The 21990-nt window shown below is 52.7% G+C and carries 23 protein-coding genes; 6 read left to right on the top strand and 17 right to left on the bottom strand.

Annotated elements, in window-relative coordinates; all coding sequences use genetic code 11:
* Nucleotides 1-92: 92 nt before the first annotated feature.
* Nucleotides 93-1679: a DUF839 domain-containing protein gene (locus KFE80_06135; GenBank protein UTW46454.1), complete on the bottom strand. Its 1587-nt coding sequence runs from the start codon at nt 1677-1679 to the stop codon at nt 93-95.
* 28 nt (nt 1680-1707) lie between these two features.
* Here KFE80_06135 and KFE80_06140 point away from each other — a divergent pair, with 28 nt between their 5' ends.
* Nucleotides 1708-1914, top strand: a complete 207-nt coding sequence (locus KFE80_06140; protein ID UTW46455.1) for a hypothetical protein — start codon at nt 1708-1710, stop codon at nt 1912-1914.
* 78 nt (nt 1915-1992) lie between these two features.
* On the opposite strand, the gene queC is transcribed toward KFE80_06140, so the two are convergent.
* The 13 genes from queC to rluD form a co-directional block, all read right to left on the bottom strand.
* Nucleotides 1993-2664 carry a 7-cyano-7-deazaguanine synthase QueC gene (queC, locus tag KFE80_06145; GenBank protein ID UTW46456.1) on the bottom strand — a complete coding sequence of 224 codons (672 nt, stop codon included), beginning with the start codon at nt 2662-2664 and terminating at the stop codon, nt 1993-1995.
* A gap of 70 nt (nt 2665-2734) precedes the next feature.
* Nucleotides 2735-3400, bottom strand: a complete 666-nt coding sequence (gene queE, locus KFE80_06150) for a 7-carboxy-7-deazaguanine synthase QueE (GenBank protein UTW46457.1) — start codon at nt 3398-3400, stop codon at nt 2735-2737.
* Nucleotides 3400-4140, bottom strand: coding sequence for a tol-pal system protein YbgF (gene ybgF, locus KFE80_06155; GenBank protein UTW46458.1), 741 nt, complete (start codon nt 4138-4140; stop codon nt 3400-3402). Before ybgF ends, queE begins: the two co-directional genes overlap by 1 nt.
* A gap of 128 nt (nt 4141-4268) precedes the next feature.
* Entirely contained in the window at nt 4269-4787 is a 519-nt protein-coding gene (locus KFE80_06160) for an OmpA family protein (GenBank protein UTW46459.1), read from the bottom strand.
* Between the two features lie 87 nt (nt 4788-4874).
* Nucleotides 4875-6170 carry a Tol-Pal system protein TolB gene (tolB, locus tag KFE80_06165; GenBank protein ID UTW46652.1) on the bottom strand — a complete coding sequence of 432 codons (1296 nt, stop codon included), beginning with the start codon at nt 6168-6170 and terminating at the stop codon, nt 4875-4877.
* 12 nt (nt 6171-6182) lie between these two features.
* Nucleotides 6183-6908, bottom strand: coding sequence for a cell envelope integrity protein TolA (tolA, locus tag KFE80_06170; GenBank protein ID UTW46460.1), 726 nt, complete (start codon nt 6906-6908; stop codon nt 6183-6185).
* Between the two features lie 60 nt (nt 6909-6968).
* Nucleotides 6969-7406, bottom strand: coding sequence for a protein TolR (gene tolR / locus KFE80_06175; GenBank protein ID UTW46461.1), 438 nt, complete (start codon nt 7404-7406; stop codon nt 6969-6971).
* A 2-nt stretch (nt 7407-7408) separates the two neighbouring features.
* Nucleotides 7409-8095, bottom strand: a complete 687-nt coding sequence (gene tolQ, locus KFE80_06180) for a protein TolQ (GenBank protein ID UTW46462.1) — start codon at nt 8093-8095, stop codon at nt 7409-7411.
* Nucleotides 8096-8097: 2 nt separating this feature from the next.
* Nucleotides 8098-8520, bottom strand: coding sequence for a tol-pal system-associated acyl-CoA thioesterase (gene ybgC, locus KFE80_06185; GenBank protein UTW46463.1), 423 nt, complete (start codon nt 8518-8520; stop codon nt 8098-8100).
* A 9-nt stretch (nt 8521-8529) separates the two neighbouring features.
* Nucleotides 8530-9573: a Holliday junction branch migration DNA helicase RuvB gene (ruvB, locus tag KFE80_06190; GenBank protein UTW46464.1), complete on the bottom strand. Its 1044-nt coding sequence runs from the start codon at nt 9571-9573 to the stop codon at nt 8530-8532.
* A gap of 140 nt (nt 9574-9713) precedes the next feature.
* On the bottom strand, nt 9714-10316 hold the full coding sequence (gene ruvA, locus KFE80_06195) for a Holliday junction branch migration protein RuvA (GenBank protein UTW46465.1): 603 nt from the start codon (nt 10314-10316) through the stop codon (nt 9714-9716).
* Nucleotides 10317-10417: 101 nt separating this feature from the next.
* A complete protein-coding gene (pgeF, locus tag KFE80_06200; GenBank protein UTW46466.1) occupies nt 10418-11164 on the bottom strand; it encodes a peptidoglycan editing factor PgeF in 747 nt (248 codons plus the stop codon).
* Nucleotides 11145-12098 (bottom strand): 23S rRNA pseudouridine(1911/1915/1917) synthase RluD, encoded by a 954-nt coding sequence (rluD, locus tag KFE80_06205; protein UTW46653.1) that lies wholly within the window; start codon nt 12096-12098, stop codon nt 11145-11147. The genes pgeF and rluD overlap by 20 nt, the downstream gene beginning before the upstream one ends.
* Nucleotides 12099-12220: 122 nt before the next feature.
* Between rluD and KFE80_06210 the strand changes: the two genes are divergently transcribed.
* From KFE80_06210 to KFE80_06230, 5 genes are all read left to right on the top strand, one after another.
* Entirely contained in the window at nt 12221-13252 is a 1032-nt protein-coding gene (locus KFE80_06210) for an outer membrane protein assembly factor BamD (protein ID UTW46467.1), read from the top strand.
* 16 nt (nt 13253-13268) lie between these two features.
* On the top strand, nt 13269-14099 hold the full coding sequence (nadE, locus tag KFE80_06215) for an ammonia-dependent NAD(+) synthetase (protein ID UTW46468.1): 831 nt from the start codon (nt 13269-13271) through the stop codon (nt 14097-14099).
* Nucleotides 14100-14103: 4 nt separating this feature from the next.
* Nucleotides 14104-15741, top strand: coding sequence for a HAMP domain-containing histidine kinase (locus tag KFE80_06220; protein ID UTW46469.1), 1638 nt, complete (start codon nt 14104-14106; stop codon nt 15739-15741).
* On the top strand, nt 15742-17112 hold the full coding sequence (locus KFE80_06225; protein ID UTW46470.1) for a sigma-54-dependent Fis family transcriptional regulator: 1371 nt from the start codon (nt 15742-15744) through the stop codon (nt 17110-17112).
* A 94-nt stretch (nt 17113-17206) separates the two neighbouring features.
* The gene (locus tag KFE80_06230; GenBank protein ID UTW46471.1) at nt 17207-17800 is read left to right on the top strand and encodes a GspH/FimT family pseudopilin; all 594 of its coding nucleotides are present in this window, start codon (nt 17207-17209) and stop codon (nt 17798-17800) included.
* Nucleotides 17801-17818: 18 nt separating this feature from the next.
* Here the strand turns inward: KFE80_06230 and KFE80_06235 are convergent, their stop codons facing one another.
* The 3 genes from KFE80_06235 to KFE80_06245 are packed head-to-tail and all read right to left on the bottom strand — an operon-like array spanning nt 17819 to nt 21987.
* The gene (locus tag KFE80_06235; protein UTW46472.1) at nt 17819-18229 is read right to left on the bottom strand and encodes a type IV pilin protein; all 411 of its coding nucleotides are present in this window, start codon (nt 18227-18229) and stop codon (nt 17819-17821) included.
* A 5-nt stretch (nt 18230-18234) separates the two neighbouring features.
* Complete coding sequence (locus KFE80_06240; protein ID UTW46473.1) at nt 18235-18549, bottom strand: hypothetical protein; 315 nt, start codon at nt 18547-18549, stop codon at nt 18235-18237.
* Nucleotides 18550-18567: 18 nt separating this feature from the next.
* Nucleotides 18568-21987, bottom strand: a complete 3420-nt coding sequence (locus tag KFE80_06245) for a hypothetical protein (protein ID UTW46474.1) — start codon at nt 21985-21987, stop codon at nt 18568-18570.
* Nucleotides 21988-21990 lie beyond the last annotated feature (3 nt).

Genomic DNA, 21990 nt, shown 5'->3' on the forward strand with positions numbered 1-21990 from the left:
AAAAGACAGGCACCGTGAAAGTAGCCGCTGAGCAATGTGGTTATTGACGCTGTATCAGCACATCGCTGCAGGCAGCTTGCAGTACCAGAGGGTTACTTGTGGTTGTAGTAACCGTTGTAGTACGTGTGATACTTCTTGTAATAGTCGTGATGCTTTTTGCCTTTTTTGCCCTTGCGATCTTCGCTGGGGTTGGCAATCTCGGAGATATCAAATTTCCACAGGGCATCACCAAAGCCTTCCGGGTAAACACTCAAGTCGGTGCTGTCTGGGTGCTGAACACAAACAACAAACTCATCGGGTTTGTTCGGATTGAAGATCATGCCAGTTGCTTCGGCGCCATCAGCAACAACACTCATAAAGTGGTCCAGAGACTCGGCCTTACCATTGCGGTTGGTATCACGAACAAACCAGATGTCACCGCCGCGGTCGCCACCGTTGGGCTGGTCTTCAATAATGAAGATGTTGCCGTAAGCGTCTTGAGCCAGGTTATCCGGTGAATTCAAAACCGCAGTCGTACCCGGAAAGCCCTTGTTTTTAGGGGTATCCGCTTCACTGGCCAGAACCTTGACGCGTGCCCTCTTGCCTCGGCGGCCTTCAACAACACTGTAGACGGTGTTCTCTGAAGTAGCAGCGAAGTAGATAACGGTTCTACCGTTGGCCAAAGTACTGATTTCCATATCTTCCGGGCGACCGTAAGGCGTACCACCGACTTCATCCGTAGCACAGCGTCCACCGAACGTGGCTTCATTGCTGCAAGAGCTGGAAACACCGTTTTTCAGCGGGTCAATGGTGGTGCCAGTCAGCTCAATCCAGGTAGCACGACCAGTGCGGATGTCTTCGTTATTGCCTTCGTTCCAGTTCAGCGACGCATCGCCACCGTTTTTCTCGAAGTTATTCACAGACAGTACGTAGGTAGTGCCACCCTGGGAGTAATCGTACTTATTGTTGAACACAATTTTGTACAGAGAGCCAGAATTCCACTCGTCAACAAAGTACAAGGTGCTGCCGTCGTGGCTGAAACGCAGACCTTCGTGAGCAACGTTGGGAATACCCGTCAACTCGCGAATAATGGCGGTGTTTTCACCAGCAGTCAGTGGATCCAGCACTTCAATCACACGGCCCTGACCTGACCATTCTTCCGCTAACAGCAAAGTGCGGTTGGGCGTAAAGGTAGACGGGTCGAAAGCACCAAAGTCTGTAGGGCTGCCTTCTTCACCCCAACCATCCAAGGTGCCACGAGCGCCCTGCCCATCACCGGAGAACAGCACTACCGCTTCATCTTCAACACTGTCATAACGTGTTACGCCAGCTCCCATAGCGGTTTCGTGAGGAATAAATACATAACGACCAGAAGGGTCGTAAGACACCATATCCCACATGGAGGCGCCACGGCCCAAACCCGGTACACGAACCACAGATTGATTGATGTTGGCCTCAATCTCGCTCATGCTGGTCAGGTTTACCTGAGACATTCCGGGAGGGGTTTGCCAAGGGTGATTAATTTCATTGAAGTGTGATTCTTTTTCGCCATTTTCATCGGCGACCACAGTAGCAACAGCGGCTGACTGTGTGAGCGGGTAGAAGAAGATATCCCCATCTTTACGGTCGCCGGCTACTGCCACTTGAGTAGCTGCCAGGAGTATGCCCCCTGCCAAAAGCGATTGTTTGCTTGAAACCATGATTATTTGCCTCTGAGTCTTTCAATAAATGAGTGAAATGCCTGAAGGTTTTGTCTATTTTTTTGCCGAAACGGCTGGTTTTCTGGTGCAACAGCATCACAAGCTGCGTGATGCTGGGGGGAATATAACGGCTGGGCATTGCCGTTTGATTATCTTGGCCTTTCAGAAAAATGACGTTTTTTGTTCGTTTAGATTTCAGTTGTATAGAACATTTATGACTCCCCAAATTGCTTGAGAAGTCGACGTCGATAGAAGGAATTGTAGATGTTAGAGGTAGGCCCAGAGAGGGCCGTAACGGCTTATACTGGCACCATTACTGGTATCGGGTTGGATCATCAACACCCGCTTTTTGAAAACCCTCCCGACGCAACCGACAGCTGTCGCACTCACCACAGGCTGCGCCAGATTCAGTGGCTTGGTAGCAGGAAACCGTATCGGCGTAATCCACGCCAAGCTCAATGCCCTGGGCAATGATTTGCTCTTTGGTCAACTGCATCAGTGGTGTTTGAACGCGCAACGGATTGCCTTCCACACCGGCTTTGGTAGCCAGGTTGGCCAAGGTTTCAAAAGCACCGATAAATTCTGGGCGACAATCCGGGTAGCCGGAATAGTCCACAGCGTTCACCCCCAGAAAGATATCCTGGGCACCGATCACTTCCGCCCAACCCAAGGCGATAGAAAGGAATACGGTATTGCGTGCAGGCACGTAAGTCACCGGGATTCCTTCCGTTGCTTCTACGGGCACATCGATGTCGTTGTCGGTCAGTGCAGAGCCGCCAATAGTGCGTAAGTCCAACGCAACCACTTTATGCTCCACAGCGCCCAATTGCTGGGAGCAACGCTTGGCTGCCGCCAATTCCGAATGGGTGCGCTGACCGTAGTCAAAGCTCAAAGTGTAACAGTCGTAGCCCTGGCTACGGGCAATGGCGAGAACTGTGGTGGAATCGAGGCCACCAGAAACGAGAACAACGGCTTTTTTGGTCATGGCTATAAAAGAGAGTCAACAGTTGGCATTACGAGCTTGCTTGGTTGTGCTCGCAATGAAGATGATTTTGTCAGTGGCCTGGCTCATCGTCCCAGAGAATTTTATGCAGCTGCATCTGGAAGCGCACCGCCAGCTTGTCATCCAGAATCCACTGAGCCAGCTCGGTGGGATTCAGCTGCCCCTGGCTGGGGGAGAATAAAACCTCCCGCGCCCGCTGTTGCAAATTCAGCTCGTCCATTTTGAGACGCGCCCACTCGTAATCCCGGCGGTCGCAAATCACAAATTTGACTTCGTCGTGAGGCTGCAAGTGAGCAATATTGTCGTAGAGGTTGCGCTCTACCTCACCAGAAGCCGGGGTTTTCAAGTCGAGAATTTTTACCACTCTGGGGTCGACTTTATCCACCGCCATCGCGCCACTGGTTTCCAGTGACACGGTATAGCCGTTGTCGCACAATTGCTGCAACAGCGGAATGCAGTTCGGCTGAGCCAGTGGCTCTCCCCCTGTGACGGTGACATGCCGAGCCCCAAAACCATCCACCGTTTCCAGAATTTGTTCCAGAGTTTGGCGCTCACCACCGTAAAATGCGTACTCGGTATCACAGTAGTGGCAACGCAGCGGGCAACCAGTAAGGCGCACAAAAACAGTAGGGAGACCGGTGGTACTGGTCTCCCCTTGCAGCGAATGAAAAATCTCGGTGATGCGTAAGCTGGGTGCTGTACTCAACTGGGCGGTCATCAATTCAGGTTGGTGTTGATATAGTCGCGGGCTTGCTTGGACACTTCGGTGTTGCCAGCTGCAACCTTTTCCAACAAATCACGGGCCTTCGCGTTATCCCCTTGCAGGTGATACACCTTGCCCAATTTAAATGCCGAGTCCAGGGCTTTGTTGCTGCCCGGGTATTTGTTCACCACCTGGGCAAAGGCCTGACCAGCCTTGTCCAGATTGCCTTTGACGGTATAGATCTGCCCCAGCCAATAGTGACTATTGGCTACTAGCTTGCCATTGGGGTAAGTGGCAATGTGATTTTCAAATGCACTGATGGCAGCATCAAACTCTTTGTTCTTCAACAAACTCTGAGCGCGGCCATACAACTGCTTTTCATCATCACCGGCCACTGGCAGCAACGGCTGGCTGGCGGGAGTACTTCCGGCGGGAGCAGTAACACCACCCGGCTGACCAGCAGGCGCTGTGCCCGCTGCACTGATGCGGCGATCCAGATCCAGGTAGTCGTCCTGCTGGCGCTGTTTGAGCTCATCCACTTGATAATTCAGCTCTTCAATCAAACCGCGCAGCTGGCGTACTTCTTCCTGTAACGCCTGTATTTGGTAAAACATTTCGGTTTGCAGCTGGTTGGGGCCAGACTGGGCAGGGCCGCTGTTTTGGCCGTTAACGGGAATTTCTTCCACGGGCGCACGGGCGGCCAACGCACTGAAGGAGCAAAGTGAGGCGAGCAATAACAACTGTGTTGCTTTCATAGCAGGTGAACTTCCAAATAGCTGATAACAGAAATAGCGCGCAGGCCCATTGACCGGCGCGCTATTTTATAGCACTCATTAACAAAAATGCAGAGCCCGCGATTTATATCGCGAGCCCCAGGTTTGTCTTACTTGAGCTCTACGCGACGGTTGAGAGCGTAGGATTCGGCGTCGCTGCCAGATACCGCAGGCTCTTCTTCGCCGTAGCTGATCACTTCAATATAAGAACCGTTGACACCTTGCAGCAGCAGGTAATCGCGAACGGTATTGGCACGGCGCTCAGCCAGGGCCAGGTTGTACTCACGAGTACCACGCTCATCGGCGTGACCTTCCAGGCGAACATTGCGTGGGCTGTTGCGCAGCACTTCTGCGTGAGCAGACAGAGCTTCGCGAGCTTCAGGCTTGAGTACCGCTTTGTCGAAGTCGAAGTAGAAAATGGTGTCTACACCAGCCAGCGGGTCGTTGTCTTGCTCAGAAACACCAACACCGGAATCCAGATCACCGGGATTGCGAGTAGCAGAGGTGTCATCTTGCACTGTTTCCTGGCTAGTAGCGCCGCCCGCTTTGTCATCTGGCGTGGTACAACCGACCAACACCAGAGAAAGCAGTGCGCCCATCAGGCCAAGCTTCAGGTTTTCATGTTTCATTTCAGTCTCCTGTGACTTCATAATAGTCGGGGCATGACCCCCTGGTTAACAAATACATTGCATGTTGCTGGCCAAGCCAGCGGCCCATCACCTCAAGAAAGGCGACCAGGCCGGTTCGCGCACATCACCGCGCCGGGCGGGCAGGTAAAACTTGCCCCCTCGATCCAGAGATACCGCTGCCAGTACCCCTTTACCACCGCGCTTGGTGGCATACATCACCATGGCACCGTTGGGAGAAACGGTGGGCGATTCGTCCAGGCTGGTGGACGTCAATACCTGGAACAACTTGCTCACCAAATCGTAAGCGGCAATATGGAATCGGCCACTGTCATCCTGGTGAACCATCACCAGAGTGCGGCCATCCGGGGCCAGTCTGCCGCGCGCATTATAACGGCCGCGGAAGGTTAAACGCTGCACTTTACCACTGACAACGTTCATTTTGTAGATTTGTGGAGTACCTCCCCTATCGGATGTGAACAGCAAGTGTTTACTGTCGGGCATCCAGGTGGGTTCGGTATCAATAGCGGGTTGCCGTGTCAGCCGGGTGAAGCGCCGGGTGCGCAAATCAAACAGGTACAGTTCCGGATTGCCGTCCTTGGATAACGTCATCGCCAGTTTGTTGCCATCTGGGGACCAGGCGGGAGCACTGTTGATGCCGCGGAAGTTGGTTAGCTGCTCGCTTTGGCCAGTGGCAATATTCTGACGGTAAATGGCAGAGCGGCCGCTCTCAAAGGATACATACAGCACTTCTTTGCCGTCGGGAGACCAGCTTGGCGACATGATCGGCTCCGAAGAGCGCAACAGTTCCACCTCGCGAGCACCGTCGGCATCGGCCCGCATCAAGCGGAAAACGTTTTTGCGGTTAACACCACGCTCTGAGGTCACATACAAGAGCTGGGTGGTAAAGGCGCCGCGAATACCGGTAATTTCTTCATACACCTTATCGCTGATGATGTGCGCCATTTTACGAACTGAGCTGGGATTGCCGTTCAAAGTGGTGGTAAATACCGCCTTCTGAGCAGTGATATTCATCAAGCTGAAGGTCACTGCCATTTGGCCGCCTTCTCTGGGCGCCACCTGGCTCACCACCAAATACTCCGCCCCCAACAGATTCCAGTCCCGGTAGCGCACCTGGCGCGCTGCCGATGGAAACGACAGCATATCCCGCTGAGGTATGGTGCGAAACAAACCGCTGCGGGTCAGATCGGCGGCGACTATGGAGCTGATACTGTCACTGAGGGAGAGTCCGCGCACAGAAGTAGGCGCAATGGCAATTTTGGTGGGGTTATCATCACCACTGGTAATTTCAATGGTCAATTCAGCCATCGTCACAGCAGGCATCAACAAAATCGCCGCCAAAAACGTTAGTACCGGTTTTTTCAATTGCTTCACTGCTTATATCCTCAAATCTTCTGGACGGAATACCATACGCAGGTTACGGAAATATTTTTCGAACACGCGGGCTTCCACATTTTTTAATTCAGGAAAACTGTCTGCCTTTCGAATCGCCTGCTCCACTGAACGGTCAAAGGCGGCATCGCCGCTGGACTTCACTACCCGTATGCTCACCACACGGCCTGTGGGCACCAGCTGAATCAATACTTCTGCCTCCATACCCAGACGAGCACTGGGGGGGCGGCTCCAGTTGCCAGAGACGCGACGGCGAATAAAGCCGCTGTAGCTGCTGGCCACCTGTTCATCATTTTCTGCAATCTGCCCTTCCAGGTCCTCGTCCAACTCGCTGAAAAGGTCGTCTTCCAGGGCTTTGCGCTGGGCTTCTTCCGCACGCTTTTTACGGGCTGCTTCTTCCTGGCGTTTTTTCTCCGCTTCGGCTTGTTTGCGCTTCTTTTCCGCTTCGGCTTTACGGCGCTTTTCCGCTTCTTGCTGTTTGCGCTTTTTCTCGGCGGCTTCTTTGCGGCGCTTGTCTTCAGCCAACTTTCTTTGCCGTTCCTGTTCCCGGCGCTTGGCGGCGCTGTTGTCTTTTTTCGGCTTTGGCTTTTCTTTCTCTGTCAGTTGCAACAGCTTGGCGTCAATGTATTTGGGGGTAACGATTTTGCGCTCCGGCTCGTCGGGCACCCATTTAGTCACCACCAACACAATCAGCCCCGCATGCAATGCCACGCTGCACAAAGTTGCAGTTGAGTAGGTAAACCATTTGCCCATCATCGTCACAGCAACCGATCAGTTATTGGCCGGTTCAGTAACCAGACCGACACTTTCGGCCCCGGCATTTTGCAGCTCGGTCATCAATTGCACCACTGAGCCGTAGTCCACACGGGTATCCCCCCAAACCAACACCGGTGTTTTCGGCTCCTGGCGGAGGATTTTGCCCACCCGATCAATAATCACTGGCAGCTTTTCCTGCTTCTGCTCACCATCATCACTGCCCACCTGGATCCAGTAGCTGCCGTCCGCTTTGATCGATACGATCAGCGGGTCCTGGTCCTGATCTTCCAGCGGTGCTGGATTGGCATCCGGCAAATCCACTTTTACCCCCTGCATCAACAGGGGGGCAGTCACCATAAACACAATCAACAGCACCAGCATCACGTCAATCAGCGGCACTACGTTGATTTCGGAGGTGAGCTTTTTCTTGGGCTTTTTAACGTGGATGGCCATAGTTATTTACTGTGCACCCGGCGGTGAAGAATGCTGGAAAACTCTTCTGCAAACGTCTGGTAGCCGCCAAACAGGTTTTCCGCCTGAGCAGAGTAGCGATTGAACGCCAATACTGCGGGAATGGCCGCGAACAGACCCATAGCCGTGGCGATCAATGCCTCTGAAATACCGGGAGCGACCACCGCCAGTGTCGCCTGTTGCACATTGGCGAGGCCACGGAAGGACTGCATAATGCCCCACACGGTACCAAACAGGCCGATGTACGGGCTGGTGGACGCCACACTGGCCAAAAACGGCAGATTGGTGTTGAGCTTTTCCTCTTCCCGGGACAGTGCCACGCGCATGGCCCGCTCGGTACCTTCGATGATGGCATCCGGGTCAGTACCGCCCTTTTTGGTCAGGCGATTAAACTCGCGAAAGCCGGCCCGAAACACCGCCTCGGCACCGCCGACGATGCGATTGTTCTGCAAGCGTTCGCTGCCTTCACGAAACAGTTCGTTGAGGTCGACACCTGACCAGAACATCTGCTCAAAATCACGAAACAGGCCGTGGGCCTGACGCAGGTACATACCCCGTTGGATAATCATCACCCACGACACCACCGATGCCAAAACCAGCAAGAACATAACCGCCTGCACCAGAAAAGATGCCTCGGCGATCAGCTCCCAAAGTGAAAGTTGTTCGGTCACTGTTACTCCCAATTATTGTTTGAGTTGTTACTCATCAACCGATCCCGCATTTCCTGGGGAATCGCCTTTGGTTTCATACCATCGCGGGTGACATTGGCCACCCGCACCGTACCTTCGCAGAGCACCGTGTCACCACGGCGCACTTGCTGAGCCACATCAAAATAGGTGCGCCCCAGATTGTGTATGGTGGCACTTACCTCGAGCTGGTCGTCCAGCTGCGCCGGACGCCGGTAATTCACATCCACCGAATGCACCACAAACATCAGGTTATCTGCCCAAAACGCCGGCTTGTCGTAGCCGTAACTGCGCAGCAGCTCGGTACGCGCGCGCTCCATAAATTTGAGGTAATTGACGTAGTAGACAATGCCACCGGCGTCGGTATCCTCGATATACACCCGCAGGGGCAAGGTAAATTCACTGGCCATGGAAAACCTTTAGCTAAGACTCTGTTGGGCGTCGTCGGGGCGCTGCAAACCAAAGTGCTGATAAGCGGTGGTGGTGGCTACCCGGCCCCGGGGAGTGCGCATCATGAAGCCCTGTTGAATCAGGTAGGGTTCCAGCACATCTTCAATGGTATCGCGCTCTTCACCAATGGCCGCAGCCAGGCTGTCCACACCCACCGGGCCACCATCAAATTTTTCAATCATCGCCAGCAGCAAGCGGCGATCCATATGGTCAAAACCGGATTGATCCACATGGAGCATGTTCAGAGCCTGGTCGGCAATGTCTGCGGTCACGGTGCCATCGCCTTTGACCTCGGCGTAATCCCGCACCCGGCGCAACAGGCGATTGGCGATGCGGGGAGTGCCGCGAGCACGGCGGGCCACTTCAAAAGCGCCGTCTCGCTCCATGGCAATATTGAGGATATGAGCGGAGCGGGCAACGATGCTGGTCAGGTCTTCCACTGAGTAAAACTCCAGCCGCTGCACAATGCCAAAGCGGTCGCGCAGCGGAGAGGTTAGCAACCCGGCGCGGGTAGTGGCGCCCACCAAAGTAAAGGGCGGCAAATCCAGCTTGATGGAGCGGGCCGCTGGGCCCTCACCAATAATAATATCCAGTTGGTAATCTTCCATGGCCGGGTAGAGGATCTCTTCCACCACCGGACTGAGGCGATGTATCTCATCGATAAACAACACATCCCCCGCTTCCAGGTTGGTCATCAGTGCCGCCAGATCGCCCGCCTTTTCCAGCACCGGGCCTGAAGTGGTCTTCAAATCCACCGACATCTCGTTGGCGATGATATTGGCAAGGGTGGTTTTACCCAGCCCCGGGGGGCCGAACACCAAAGTGTGATCCAACGGTTCGTTGCGATTGCGCGCTGCGCCAATAAAAATTTCCATCTGCTCGCGAACCGCACTCTGGCCCACATAATCTTCGAGGCTGAGCGGGCGAATAGCGCGGTCAACCCGTTCCTCGCTGGGTGCCAGTTGGGGGGAAACAAGGCGGCTGTCTGTGGCCAGTTGGTCTTTTTCGATCATCGGTGATGTCAGGCTATGCGGTTTCGAGCGTAGCGAAGTATCTTTATTGTGTCATATTGCTTAGGGCCTGCGCTGAGCGAAAGGCGCCGCTAAAGGAAATACAAAACAGTGAAAAAACAGCCATTGCGTTAGATAACGGCCTACTTTACCAGATTCTGAAGCGCCAAACGGATAAGCGCCTCACAACTCGGGTTATCTGCTTCTTTCGCCACGGCACTGATCATCCGTGCCGCTTCCTGAGGTTTGTAGCCCAAGGCCACCAACGCACTCTCTGCCTCTTCGCTGACAGAAGGCCCAGGCGCCATCTGTTCCATTGCAGGCGTTTCACCGCTCACGCCCCAGTCCTTGAGGCGGTCGCGCATTTCCACCACCAGGCGTTCCGCGGTCTTCTTACCCACTCCCGGCAAACGCACCAGAGCAGTGACATCATTATTGGCAACGCAGCGCACAAATTCTTCGGGGTTCATACCCGAGAGAATGGACAGCGCCATTTTGGGGCCCACACCGTTAACTTTAATCAAAGTACGAAACAGCTCTCGCTCGCGCAGCTCCGAAAAACCGTACAACAGTTGGGCGTCTTCACGGGTGACAAAGTGGGTGTGCAGGGTTACCGCTTGCCCGACCTCAGGGAGGGTAAAGAAGGTGGTGAGAGACACCTGAACTTCGTAACCGACCCCCTGCACATCCAGCAACAAATCCGGAGCCTGCTTTTCCAGCAGCACCCCTGAAAGACGTCCAATCACCTGATCTACCTGCGTTTTAACTGGCGCGTAGTGTGCGCCATTCACCCGGGAAATAAAATGGATATTTGATGGATATATCTCACACCCGGATTGCGCAACTGCTATTCAAGCCAAATTAACGACGCCAGGCGCCCGGTGACCCCATCGCGGCGATAGGAATAAAACAACTCTTGCTGACTGTAGGTGCAAAAATCACCACCGTGAATATCGGTGACTCCCAACAGGTTAAGTTCTGCTCGGGCCAACTGGTAAATATCCGCCAACAGGCGATCTCCCTCACCGGCCATGAAACTGGCTTCAATACGACCCCTGTGTTCGTCGTTTAACGCATGCTTTAGAAATTGCTCGCGCACTTCCGGCCCCACTTCAAAGCACGGTTGTGAGATGGCGGGTCCCAAATAAGCAGACAACTCGTTGTTGGCAACATCCATCGCCTCTACACAGTTGCGCAGTATGCCGTTGGCAAGGCCACGCCAGCCAGCGTGAACTGCCGCCACCACAGTGCCAGCTCGATTGCAAAAGAGTACTGGCAGGCAATCTGCAGTGAGCACCACCGCCGCTTTACCCGGTTCCCGGCTGATGGCACCATCAGCTTCATCTTCGGGAGCAGAGTTTTCAACGCCAAGGACCTCAGTGCCGTGTACTTGACCTAACCAGTGCGGTGTGGACTCAAGACCCAGCTGCTGTTGCAGCGCACAACGATTGCGCTCCACTACTGCACAGTCATCACCGCTGTTGAGGCCAAAATTGGCACTTTGCCAAGGGGCAGAGCTATAGCCGCCCTGCCGAGTGGTAATCGCCACATGCACATTATTGGGTAAAGGCCAATCAGGCCGAATCAGTTTCATTGTTTTCCAATACCGTTAACAACTGTTGAAAATCTTTTGGCAAGGGTGCATCCCACTCCATAATGTCGCCGCTGTCGGGGTGGATCAGAGCCAGGGACGCCGCGTGAAGCGCCTGACGCCTAAAGCCGTTGCGCAGTAGCTCTACTAATTCACCACTGGCCCCTTTGGGTAACTTCATACGCCCGGCGTAGGTGGCGTCACCCACCAATGGGTGACCAATATGAGCCATGTGCACACGAATTTGGTGGGTGCGGCCGGTTTCCAACCCCAAACGTATGTGGGTATGGCTGCGAAATTTGTGAATCAGGCGGTAGTGAGTAATAGCCTCTTTGCCGCCGAAAGAGACCACTGCCATTTTGGTACGCGATCGCGGGTGACGACCCATCGCCGCTTCTACCGTACCGCCTCCGGTCATGGTGCCCTGCACCACCGCCTCGTATTCCCGTTTGACACTGCGAGCCTGTAGTTGCTGCACCAAATCGTTGTGGGCCGCCAGAGTTTTGGCCACCACCATCAGACCGGTGGTGTCTTTGTCGAGACGGTGAACAATGCCTGCTCTGGGGACGGTTTCCAGCGCCGGACAATAGTGGAGCAGGCCGTTAAGCAGTGTTCCTGACGGGTTGCCCGCCGCCGGGTGCACCACCAAATTGGCAGGCTTGTTGACCACCAAAAGGTGGTCGTCTTCGTAGACGATGTTTAACGGCATCGCTTCAGGCAGCCACTCACCGGCAGGCTCTACAGTAGCCTGCAATATCAGCTGCTCACCCCCAACCAACCGGTCTTTGGGTTTACGCACTTCGCCGTTAACAGTTAACGCGCCTTCGTCGATCCACTGCTTGATGCGCGAGCGGGAGTAATCCGAAAACAACTCCGCTGCTACCTGGTCCAGGCGTTTGCCACTGTGAGTCAACTCTGTAGTAGCCTCCAAATCCACAGATTCGCTGTAATCCTGTGAGCTCAATCGTTACTCCAACTTCTTGAATGGTGGGCATGGGGTGTCTTTTGTCGCCCTTCTGCCTATGGTTAAATAGCGGTTTTTGTGAGGGACGCGCCAAGATGCGTATATTATCAATACAACTGCACAAAAACCTGCCTTCGTTATTCTTGCAATCAAGGTTGCGTTCAAGATTCTGTGTTTGCCTCGGCCTGATTATCTGTTTGAGTGGGTGCTCTTCCGTCGACGAAGACGACAGCAGCAGAACCGCCGGCTTCACCGAACGCCAGTTTTACGAAGTCATCGAGCGCGATGTTCGTTCCCATAACTGGGAACAGGCGATTCAAAACCTGCAAGCGCTTGAGGCTCAGTTCCCGTTTGGCGTGTACGCAGAGCAGGCACAGCTCGAGTTGATACACGCGTACTATCGCAGCCGCGATTATCAGGCGGCCATCGCCGCGGCCGATCGTTTTATTGACCTGCAACCGCAGCACCCTCAAATCGACTATGCCCTGTACATCAAAGGCCTGGCCTCTTACAGCGAGAGCCGCAGTGTACTCGGCGGCTCACTGCCTGTGGACGGTACCAAGCGCGATCCGGGCGCAGCCCGTGAATCCTTTGATGCCTTTAACCAACTACTGAAACGCTACCCCAACAGCCAGTACGCCGCCGATGCCCGCAAGCGCATGATTCACCTGCGCAACCACCTGGCTCGCTATGAGATTCACGTGGCCAACTACTATTTCCGCCGTGGTGCCTACCTGGCGGCAGTGAATCGCGGTCGCTTTGTGGTGGAAAACTACCCTAAAACCCCTGCGGTAGCAGATGCACTGGCGGTGCTTGCACAAGGTTATTACCTGTTGGGCCAACAAGATCTCGCCGATAGTACCGTCGCTGTGCTGGCCAGCAATTACCCACAACACCCGGCTTTTAACAACGATGGTCAGTTTGATTTCAGCCAGGATGTGAGTGGCGAACAACGTTCCTGGCTCAACAAGCTGTCTTTTGGGTTGGTGGACAACCCTCGGCCGCCAGGTTACGACAGTCGCGACCAGTACAACTCCATCTACAAGGCAGAGAATCGCAAAGAGCGCAACGAAAAACAGGAAAAGCGCTCTTGGTTGAGCCGACTCACTTTTGGTTTATTTGACTGACACTCGGATTAACTCTATGAACAAAGCCGCCATTATTGCCGAGATGCAAGTATTGCCGGAAATTGACCCAACCTTCGAAATTGAGCGTCGGGTCAATTTCATTAAGCAGCAACTGCAACAGTCCGGACTCAAACATCTGATACTGGGTATCAGTGGCGGTGTGGATTCATCCACCTGTGGTCGCCTGGCGCAACTGGCCGTTGACGGCCTCAACAAGGAGCACGGCGGGGGCTATCAGTTTATTGCCCTGCGCCTGCCCTACGGCGTGCAGGCCGATGAGCACGATGCCCAAGCTGCGCTGGAGTTTATCCAACCCAGTGAGTCCTTGCCGGTCAATATTCGTCTGGGAGCCGACGGCATTCACGAAGAAACTCTGGGCATGATGAGGGAGCACGGGCTGTTAAACGCCAGTGATTCCCACATCGATTTCGTCAAGGGCAATGTTAAGGCCCGGGCGCGCATGGTGGTGCAGTACGAAGTAGCAGGCTTACTGGGCGGCTTGGTATTGGGTACTGACCATTCAGCAGAGAACGTGACCGGTTTTTACACCAAGCACGGGGATGGCGCCTGTGATCTGGCGCCACTGTTTGGATTAAGTAAACGCCAGGTGCGCCAGCTGGCCAACACTCTCGGCGCTCCAGAACAGTTGATTCACAAAGAGCCAACTGCGGATCTGGAGTGCCTCGAGCCCTCTAAAGCAGATGAGGCGGTGCTGGGCCTGAGCTATGACGAAATCGATGACTTCCTTGAAGGCAAGCCAGTTTCCGATGAGGTGAATGACAAGCTGATCGCTATTTACCAGCGCACCCAGCATAAGCGCCAACCCATTCCCACGGTATACGACTGATTCTATGCCCGTAAGCTCTAGCCACAGCGAGCGCTACAACAACAGTAACCTGCTGCGGGTCTACAGCTACTACCGCTTTTTGCTGGCCCTGTTGTTACTGTTTATGTATCTCAGTGGTCTGGGCGATCAAATTCTCGGCACCAGCCAACCCAACGTATTTTTGTATGGCGTTGCGACTTACGCCGGTCTCAATCTGGTGACCCTGCTGCTGTTCGCACGGCAAGGTTTCGCCCCCAGAACGGTACAGATTTTTGCCGCCCTGGTTCTGGATATTGTCGCCATTACCGTGCTTATGAACGCCAGTGGTGGTATTCAGAGCGGCCTGGCATTTTTGCTGGTGGTATGTGTAGCGGCGGGCAGCCTGTTTGTGTCCGGGCAGTTAGCCTTGCTATTGGCCGCGTCTGCCAGCGTGTGTGTGATTGTGTCCAGCGCCAGCGGGCTACTCAATCAGGCATCGTCCAGTAATACCGTATTCCAGGCTGGCCTGTTGGGCATCTTGCTGTTTGTCACCGCACTGATATTTCAACTGTTGACCCGCCGATTGCACAGTGCCCAGCAAGAGGCCCTGCAAAAAACTCGCAGTGCTTCGCAACTGCAAAAGCTGAATGAATACATTGTCCGGCGTATGCGCACTGGCATTGTCGTTATCGATAAAAGCGATACCATCCAGTTAATTAATGACGCTGCTCTGCAACTGCTGGGTGGCCACCCGGTATCCGGCGCCCTGGCGCCGGATCACTCCATCCAACTCGCACCCACCTTGCACAATCAACTGAAGCAGTGGCGGCAAGCACCTTGGCTACGCACCAAACCGTTTAAAGAACGCAGCGCCAGCCGCGAGATACAGGCCAATTTCACCACACTGGAAGAAGGCGAAGATGGCTCAGAACAAACTCTGATTTTTCTGGAAGACACCCGCACCCTGGCGCAACACGCCCAGCAAATCAAACAGTCGTCCCTAAGCCGCCTCACAGGCAGTATTGCCCACGAAATTCGCAACCCGCTGGGGGCCATCAGCCATGCTTCACAGCTACTGGAAGAAGACCCTGCATTGGGTGCACAGAGCCGGATGATTCAAATCATCAAGAAGCAGTCTGATCGGGTAAATCAGTTGATCGAAAACGTAATGCAGTTGTCTCGGCAGCAAACCCCCAACTTGAAAAAACTCGAACTGAACAGCTGGCTCAAGGGGTTTATTCGCGACTATTGTGAAGGGAGAAACCAGGATATCACCATTCAACTGGACGATGCCCCACGCTGCAGAGTACTGTTTGATCCATCCCACCTGACGCAGATTTTGAGTAATTTGCTGGATAACGGTATTCGCTACAGCCACGAAAAAACTGGTGAATACTGGGCCGAGCTGCGCCCCAGTATTGACGCCGTCAGTGGTCACCCTTACCTGGACGTGTTTGACCGCGGTCCTGGCGTGCCCAGCGCTGAGCAGAACAGTATTTTTGAACCGTTTTTTACCACCTCACACCAGGGTTCTGGTTTGGGTTTGTATGTATGCCGGGAGTTGTGCGAACTCAACTTTGCTACACTCAATTATTTACCAACCAGCAACTCCGATAACCAACACCAGGGGTGTTTTCGCATCGGCTTTGCCCACCCCAACAGCCTGTTGCCGGGAGAAAACTAGATGAGTGATAGCACCACCAAAGGCCGCGCGCTGATAGTAGATGACGAACCGGATATCCGCGAGCTGCTTTGCTACACCCTACAAAAACTGGAACTGGATGTCGCCGAAGCTGGCGATATCGCCAGTGCTATCAGTCTGTTGAATACGGATAATTTTACCTTTTGCCTCACCGATATGCGCCTGCCAGATGGCGACGGACTCTCATTGGTAGAGCACATTCAAAAACATTGTCCACAAATGCCAGTGGCGGTGATTACTGCTCACGGCAACATGGAAATTGCTGTAGACGCGTTAAAGAAAGGTGCTTTTGATTTTGTCTCCAAGCCCGTAGATCTGGCTCGGCTGCGAGCTATCGTCCGCTCCGCTCTGGAATTGAGTGAAAGCTCGCCGGGCAGCCAGACCAGTATCCCCGGGCTGCTGGGACACTCCGCAGCTATGGAAAAGCTGCGCAGCCAAATTGGTCGCGTCAGCCGCACCCAGGCGCCGGTATTTATCAGCGGCGAATCGGGCAGTGGTAAAGAATTGGTAGCTCGCTCTATTCATTATCTAAGCCCGCGCACCAATGGTCCATTTATCCCAGTGAACTGTGGCGCTATTCCTTCAGAGTTGATGGAAAGCGAATTTTTTGGCCACAAAAAAGGCAGCTTTACAGGTGCCCACAAAGACAAACAAGGCCTGTTTCAAGCCGCCGAAGGCGGCACACTATTTCTGGATGAAGTGGCAGACTTGCCACTGTCCATGCAGGTAAAGCTGCTGCGGGCCATTCAGGAAAAAGCCGTGCGACCTGTGGGTGAAGAGAGAGAAATCGATACCGATATTCGCATCCTCAGCGCTACCCACAAAGACTTGGAAGCGGAAGTGGAAGATGGCCGCTTCCGACAAGATTTGTACTATCGCATTAACGTCATTGAGCTGCCGGTTCCCAGCCTACGTTTGCGCCGAGATGACATTCCGGAGCTGGCCGAAGCGATTTTGCAGCGACTGGCCAAAGAGTCTGGCCTGCAAGCTGAAATATCAGAAAACGCGCTCAACGCACTCAAGCAATATCATTTCCCTGGCAATGTTCGCGAAATGGAGAATATTCTCGAGCGCGCTATGACTCTGTGTGATAACGATCAGATTCATGCCAACGATCTGCAACTCAAATCCGGCAACGGCGAGCGCGAAGCCACCGCAGGAGAGCCCATCGATCAGCACTTCGTCGACAACCTGGATTCTGTGGACGAGTATCTGGAAAGCATTGAGCGGCAAATTCTGGAAGTGGCGATTCAAAAGCACAAAGGCAACCGCACCGCCGCTGCCCGGGATCTGGGCCTGACCCTGCGGCAAATTCGCTACAAGATACAGAAGTTGGGCATGGAAATGGAGTAATCGAGAATGATCAAGCAACGGGCCTAAGGATGGACTATGCTTGATACAGATTAAGGAAGATTTACATATATTTCGCACGATTCAGGGAGGAATCATGGGCACGTCACGGCTGTTTCCCGCTTTACCATTTCATTCAAAAATAACCGGTTTCACACTTATTGAGCTAATGGCCAGTGTCGCTATTCTTGGCGTATTGATTGCCATCGCGGTTCAGCCCATGCTCGACTTTCTAGAACGCAACCAGTCCCGAGCGGTTATCCGCGAAGTCCGCAATCTGGTAGCACTGGCGCGAGAAAACGCGGTGCATCATGGTTGCCATACCGTCATGTGCCCCAGTGACAATCGCACTCAATGCTCCCGCAATATGAATGCACCAGTAATCGTATTCTCCGATTGCAACAAAAATCGGGAAATTGACGGCGACGATCAACTATACCGGGAAATGCAACCACTGCCAGAGAACAGCCAATTGCACTGGTCGTTTTCAGCTGGTCGCCGCTATGTGCAGATGACGCCGCAGGGCCACACCAACAGTACTTTTGGTAGTTTGATTTATTGCCCCGCCAGTGGCAAAGCGGAAAATGCCCGGTTATTGATTATTTCCAGAACCGGGCGAGGAAGATACGGCAAGGATACCAATGGAGATGGCGTTGAGAATCGCTCCGGTGGAGAGAATATCGCTTGTTGAGAACGACGGTTGGTACAATCAATCCCAACACTCATCTGGCGCTGCACCTGTGGCCTGACGCATATTCGTGTGATCCAAAGTTAATGTCGTGCAGTCCGGATCGTCTATTCGTGGTGTCGCGGTCAATCGAAAGCCCTGCCCCGCATTTAGCGCAGTATAAGCAATAGTGTAGTACCCTTCCGGGCTTTCGTTACCAGCATAACCCAGCTCTGCTAACGTGCCATAAGATACGTTTTGTGTGAAATAACGCTCTTGAGCAGCAGCAACTTCCAACAAAAAACCCTTGCCATCTGAGCGCCTAGTCTCTCGCACTTGCTCTTGATAAGCAGGCAACGCGATGGCCGCCAGGATGGCCACAATAGCCACAACAATAATAATTTCTACCAAGGTGAAACCGCTATAGGATCGTTTATTTAAATCGCACTTCATAATCATCACCTGCGCGACTCTTCTTGGCCGTTATCATTTTCTACCACGGGGCCATCTAGAATTCTTAATACCACGGACTTTTTGTTATTTCTTAGCTCTGTTGCATACCGGACATACATACCGGCTTTTATGGCGAAAAGGCTTTCAGATTCACCATTCTTACCACGCACTTCGACACTGACTGGCAGCTTGTAAAAAGAATCATCAACAACAATTTCCAAAGCTGTATAGTCAATTCGATCCACACGACCACTGATATCGGCCAAAGCAACAAGCGGCATAGCCACCAGAGTTAGAAAAATACACGTAACTAATTTCATTATTGGCACCTTCAAAATTTATCGCGTCAGGTTAGTCCAGGATGTACGGCTGGATTCGTTACTGCCAAAGCTGATATTGCCACTATCAATACCCCGACTGGTGTTCACATAACGAGTGGCATCACGACCTGAATCAGCATCCCGGTTTGACACAAAGGTTGGCGCGGTCGGCACACCCGTAGACTCGATACCGGAATACACTCCGTTGTTATTGGGGATATCAATAACCGGGAATAGCGGCTGACCTCCTGTCAACAAATCCACATTCATCAAGAACCCTGTACCACCAAAGGCGCACTGTGCTCCTTCAGGGATCAAGGTATTAAAAAATACAATGGGCCCTAGAATCGCTGGGTCAACCACATTGCGTTCGGCAATGCTGCCTGGAGTCAGTAAATTGATAAACCAGCCCAGCTCGTCGCGAGTGGTCAAATTATAACTAACGGAGTTGGTGCTATTGGTTCGCACCACTGAACCATCATCCAACGTGGATTCCGTAATAGTTTGCTGAACCAGATTGTTTCTACTTAAACCACCGACGCCAGCATCCCAAACCCCATAGAAAGATTGCACATCGGAGCTGGAGATATCGGAATCTGTCAGGTACTGACCAGTACCAAAAGTTACCAGTAAGTTGGGCGACGTTGCCCGCAAGCTGCGAGTTGGGTGTGCGCCTACTGATGGTTTGGATGTAATTGGTTGGGAATCACCTGCCACAAAGAACGGCGTGTAAGTGGGCCCACTGCCGTAAGCACTGCCCCAGGCGCTTGAATTATTTGATGACACATCAAAGGCCCACATATTGCCCAATACATCACCTGCGTAAATTCGATCAGCGGTGCCATCATTATCCAAATCAACCACTTCTGGTGTGGACATACCATTGTTATCCATGGCGGTATTCGGATCATTGTCGCCAACGCCTGTATCCAGCTTGATATGAGTACCATCATCCAGATATAGAATAAAAATTTGTGCGGTACCGCTGCCGGTATTGTTATAGCCATTGCCAAAAATTGCCGCCCAGCGGCCATTATTCATCAAGGCGATAGTGACTTGGCTATACGTAAAGCCCAGGTCTGGGTCATCATTGCTGTCCAGTTCGGTAACTACAATATCATCCGCATTGCTCTCTGCATTGCTCAGAGCACTAGGGCTAGTCACATCTAGCACATAGACACCGCGGCCACCAGCACGAACCCCTCCCGCCAAGTAGGTGCGCCAGGAACCATTGACAAATACATCTTGGGCGGTGGGGGTTAAGTCCACATAGCTGCGATGAGAGTAATCATCATCTGCCAGATAGTGTAGGCCTTCCTGGGTACTGCTGCTAGAAGACAGAAATTCAGGAATATAAGCAAATACCTCGGCACCATTGTTGGCATCAAAGCCATGCAGCATACCGTCGTTGGCACCCACATAAATCATTTGGCGGCGATTGTTGTTATTGCGAATAAAGTTGGAGTAGAGATTACCGCTACCGGCAATATCATCAGGGTATGGAGCGTTCGGCGTACCTACAAAAACTGGTGCCGAGTGAACAATATCTCCCAAACGGCTGCCCAGGCGATTGCGGAATTGACGAATATCATCCGTTTGTTGAACTTCCTGAGAAAAATCGCCGCGAAGATAGTTCAGCAAATCCAAACCAAAAGCAGACTCTTCGGCAGGGTCCGTAACACCAAAGGTCAAATCCGCTATCTGCGTGGAAGAAAGCTCAGTATTGTTAGGTGAGTTATGGTTGCTCGGCCAGCGGAATGCCACACCCTGAGTGCCGTTATAAGTGATAATTTCCCGACCATCAGCCGTAGTAGAAGCACTGTTTAAGCCAGAGGCAGCGCTCCATTGCACGCCGCCGATACCAGTACTGGTTACCGACAGAGCACGGATATCACCAGACCAACCTGCCGGGTTAAATTCAGCTCGGAACAACAAAGCACCGTTATCCAAGCTCGTAGAGTTAAAAGATACCGAGGCCGCTGACGAAACTCGGCTTTGAATATCATCCAGAGCGTCGTTAAAGGAATCGATCAACTCTTGAGGGTCTGCGGCACTTAAGAATTCACCACGACCGTTCCAAGCGGCATGGCGCATGTCATCGGTTGTTGTGTTGGCGTTGGCAACAGGCTCTGGCCAAGTAAAAGCTGCATCCCTATCAGTAGGGTTGGCTAAAACCGTGCCATCCACACCAAAGGCCACTGTATAAGTCACCATATGTTGGGCGGAGTTAGGGTCTACAACTGATGTGGTTAAGTTGTCGGCAAGGCTGGGAGCGAGGTCTCGCTCATAAAAATCCATAGCCACATCGGCCAGTGTATTACTGAACTCATCAGAGTAGGAACCACCATCAAAAGCGGTATTGCCAGCTCCAGGACCATCAGTATTTCCTACTGACGGCGCCCCACCGTTCCAGAAGCCATCTGATAATAAAACAGTAAAGTTTTTCTGGCAGGAACCACCGTTGGCATCAGTAAATATAGGCGTATCTGAAAGAGTATCGCTATCTACAGGTGGCGCTGAACCAAATAAAGTACTGACTCCTGTACTTACACTTTCTTCAAAGTAATTACCCGCTCTTTCCAATGCCAGGCGTAATGGGGTACCACCAGAAGAATTGATATTGAAAAGGCTATCCGCAAGATTGTCCTTGTTGGTATTTGCTGTTGAATTTACCGGCAGGGTAATATTATCCACATCGCTAACGGGTGTACCTACGGTGTTATTATTGTGCAGGGTTGCCAGCCCCATTCGGGCAGTGGATTGATCGATAACTTCCGACAGTGCTCGCTTCGCTACATACTCTCTCTTGCGGTAATAACTGTACCAGTTCGCATAGTTTTGCTGGGCATCTGCATTCAAATCAGTAGACACCACAAAACAGCCGTCTGTGGCCCCACAAGCAGCGGTAATATCCGTACTACCAGCACCAAATGCAGCATCTAAACTAGGGCACTCCCCATTGGCATAAACATCATCATTATTGGCATCATCCCAGACAAAATAGATGTGAGCAGTGACATCGTCCAGATCATCGTTGTCATATGGGTTATTCAGTGCCGTTGCCAAAGTTCTGTCAGAGTAAGCAACATCATCTTCGTCCAAGCCAATCCAGGGTGAGTAAGTACGCGATGGGTCGTAAGCCATCACGTTATAGCCAGCACAAAGCTCAAAATCCTCAATATTATTATCTGGCGTGAAATCTAGATTATCCCGATTGCGCGTGGTGGGGTGAGCCACATTAGCACCGGAGGATTTCAATATTTCCCAGTCCATACTTCCGGAGTCATCGACAATAAACAGGATATTGGGCTGTACATTAGTGCCAATAAACAAAGGATCTTGCGACAATGTGCCAGGCGCAGACATAACAGCCACAGGCTGTAAAACCATGGCAACACTGGCCGCTATCGCTGTTAACTGTTTTACTTTTTTCATCATGTC

It is taken from the genome of bacterium SCSIO 12696 (assembly GCA_024397955.1).
Lineage (GTDB): Bacteria > Pseudomonadota > Gammaproteobacteria > Pseudomonadales > Porticoccaceae > SCSIO-12696.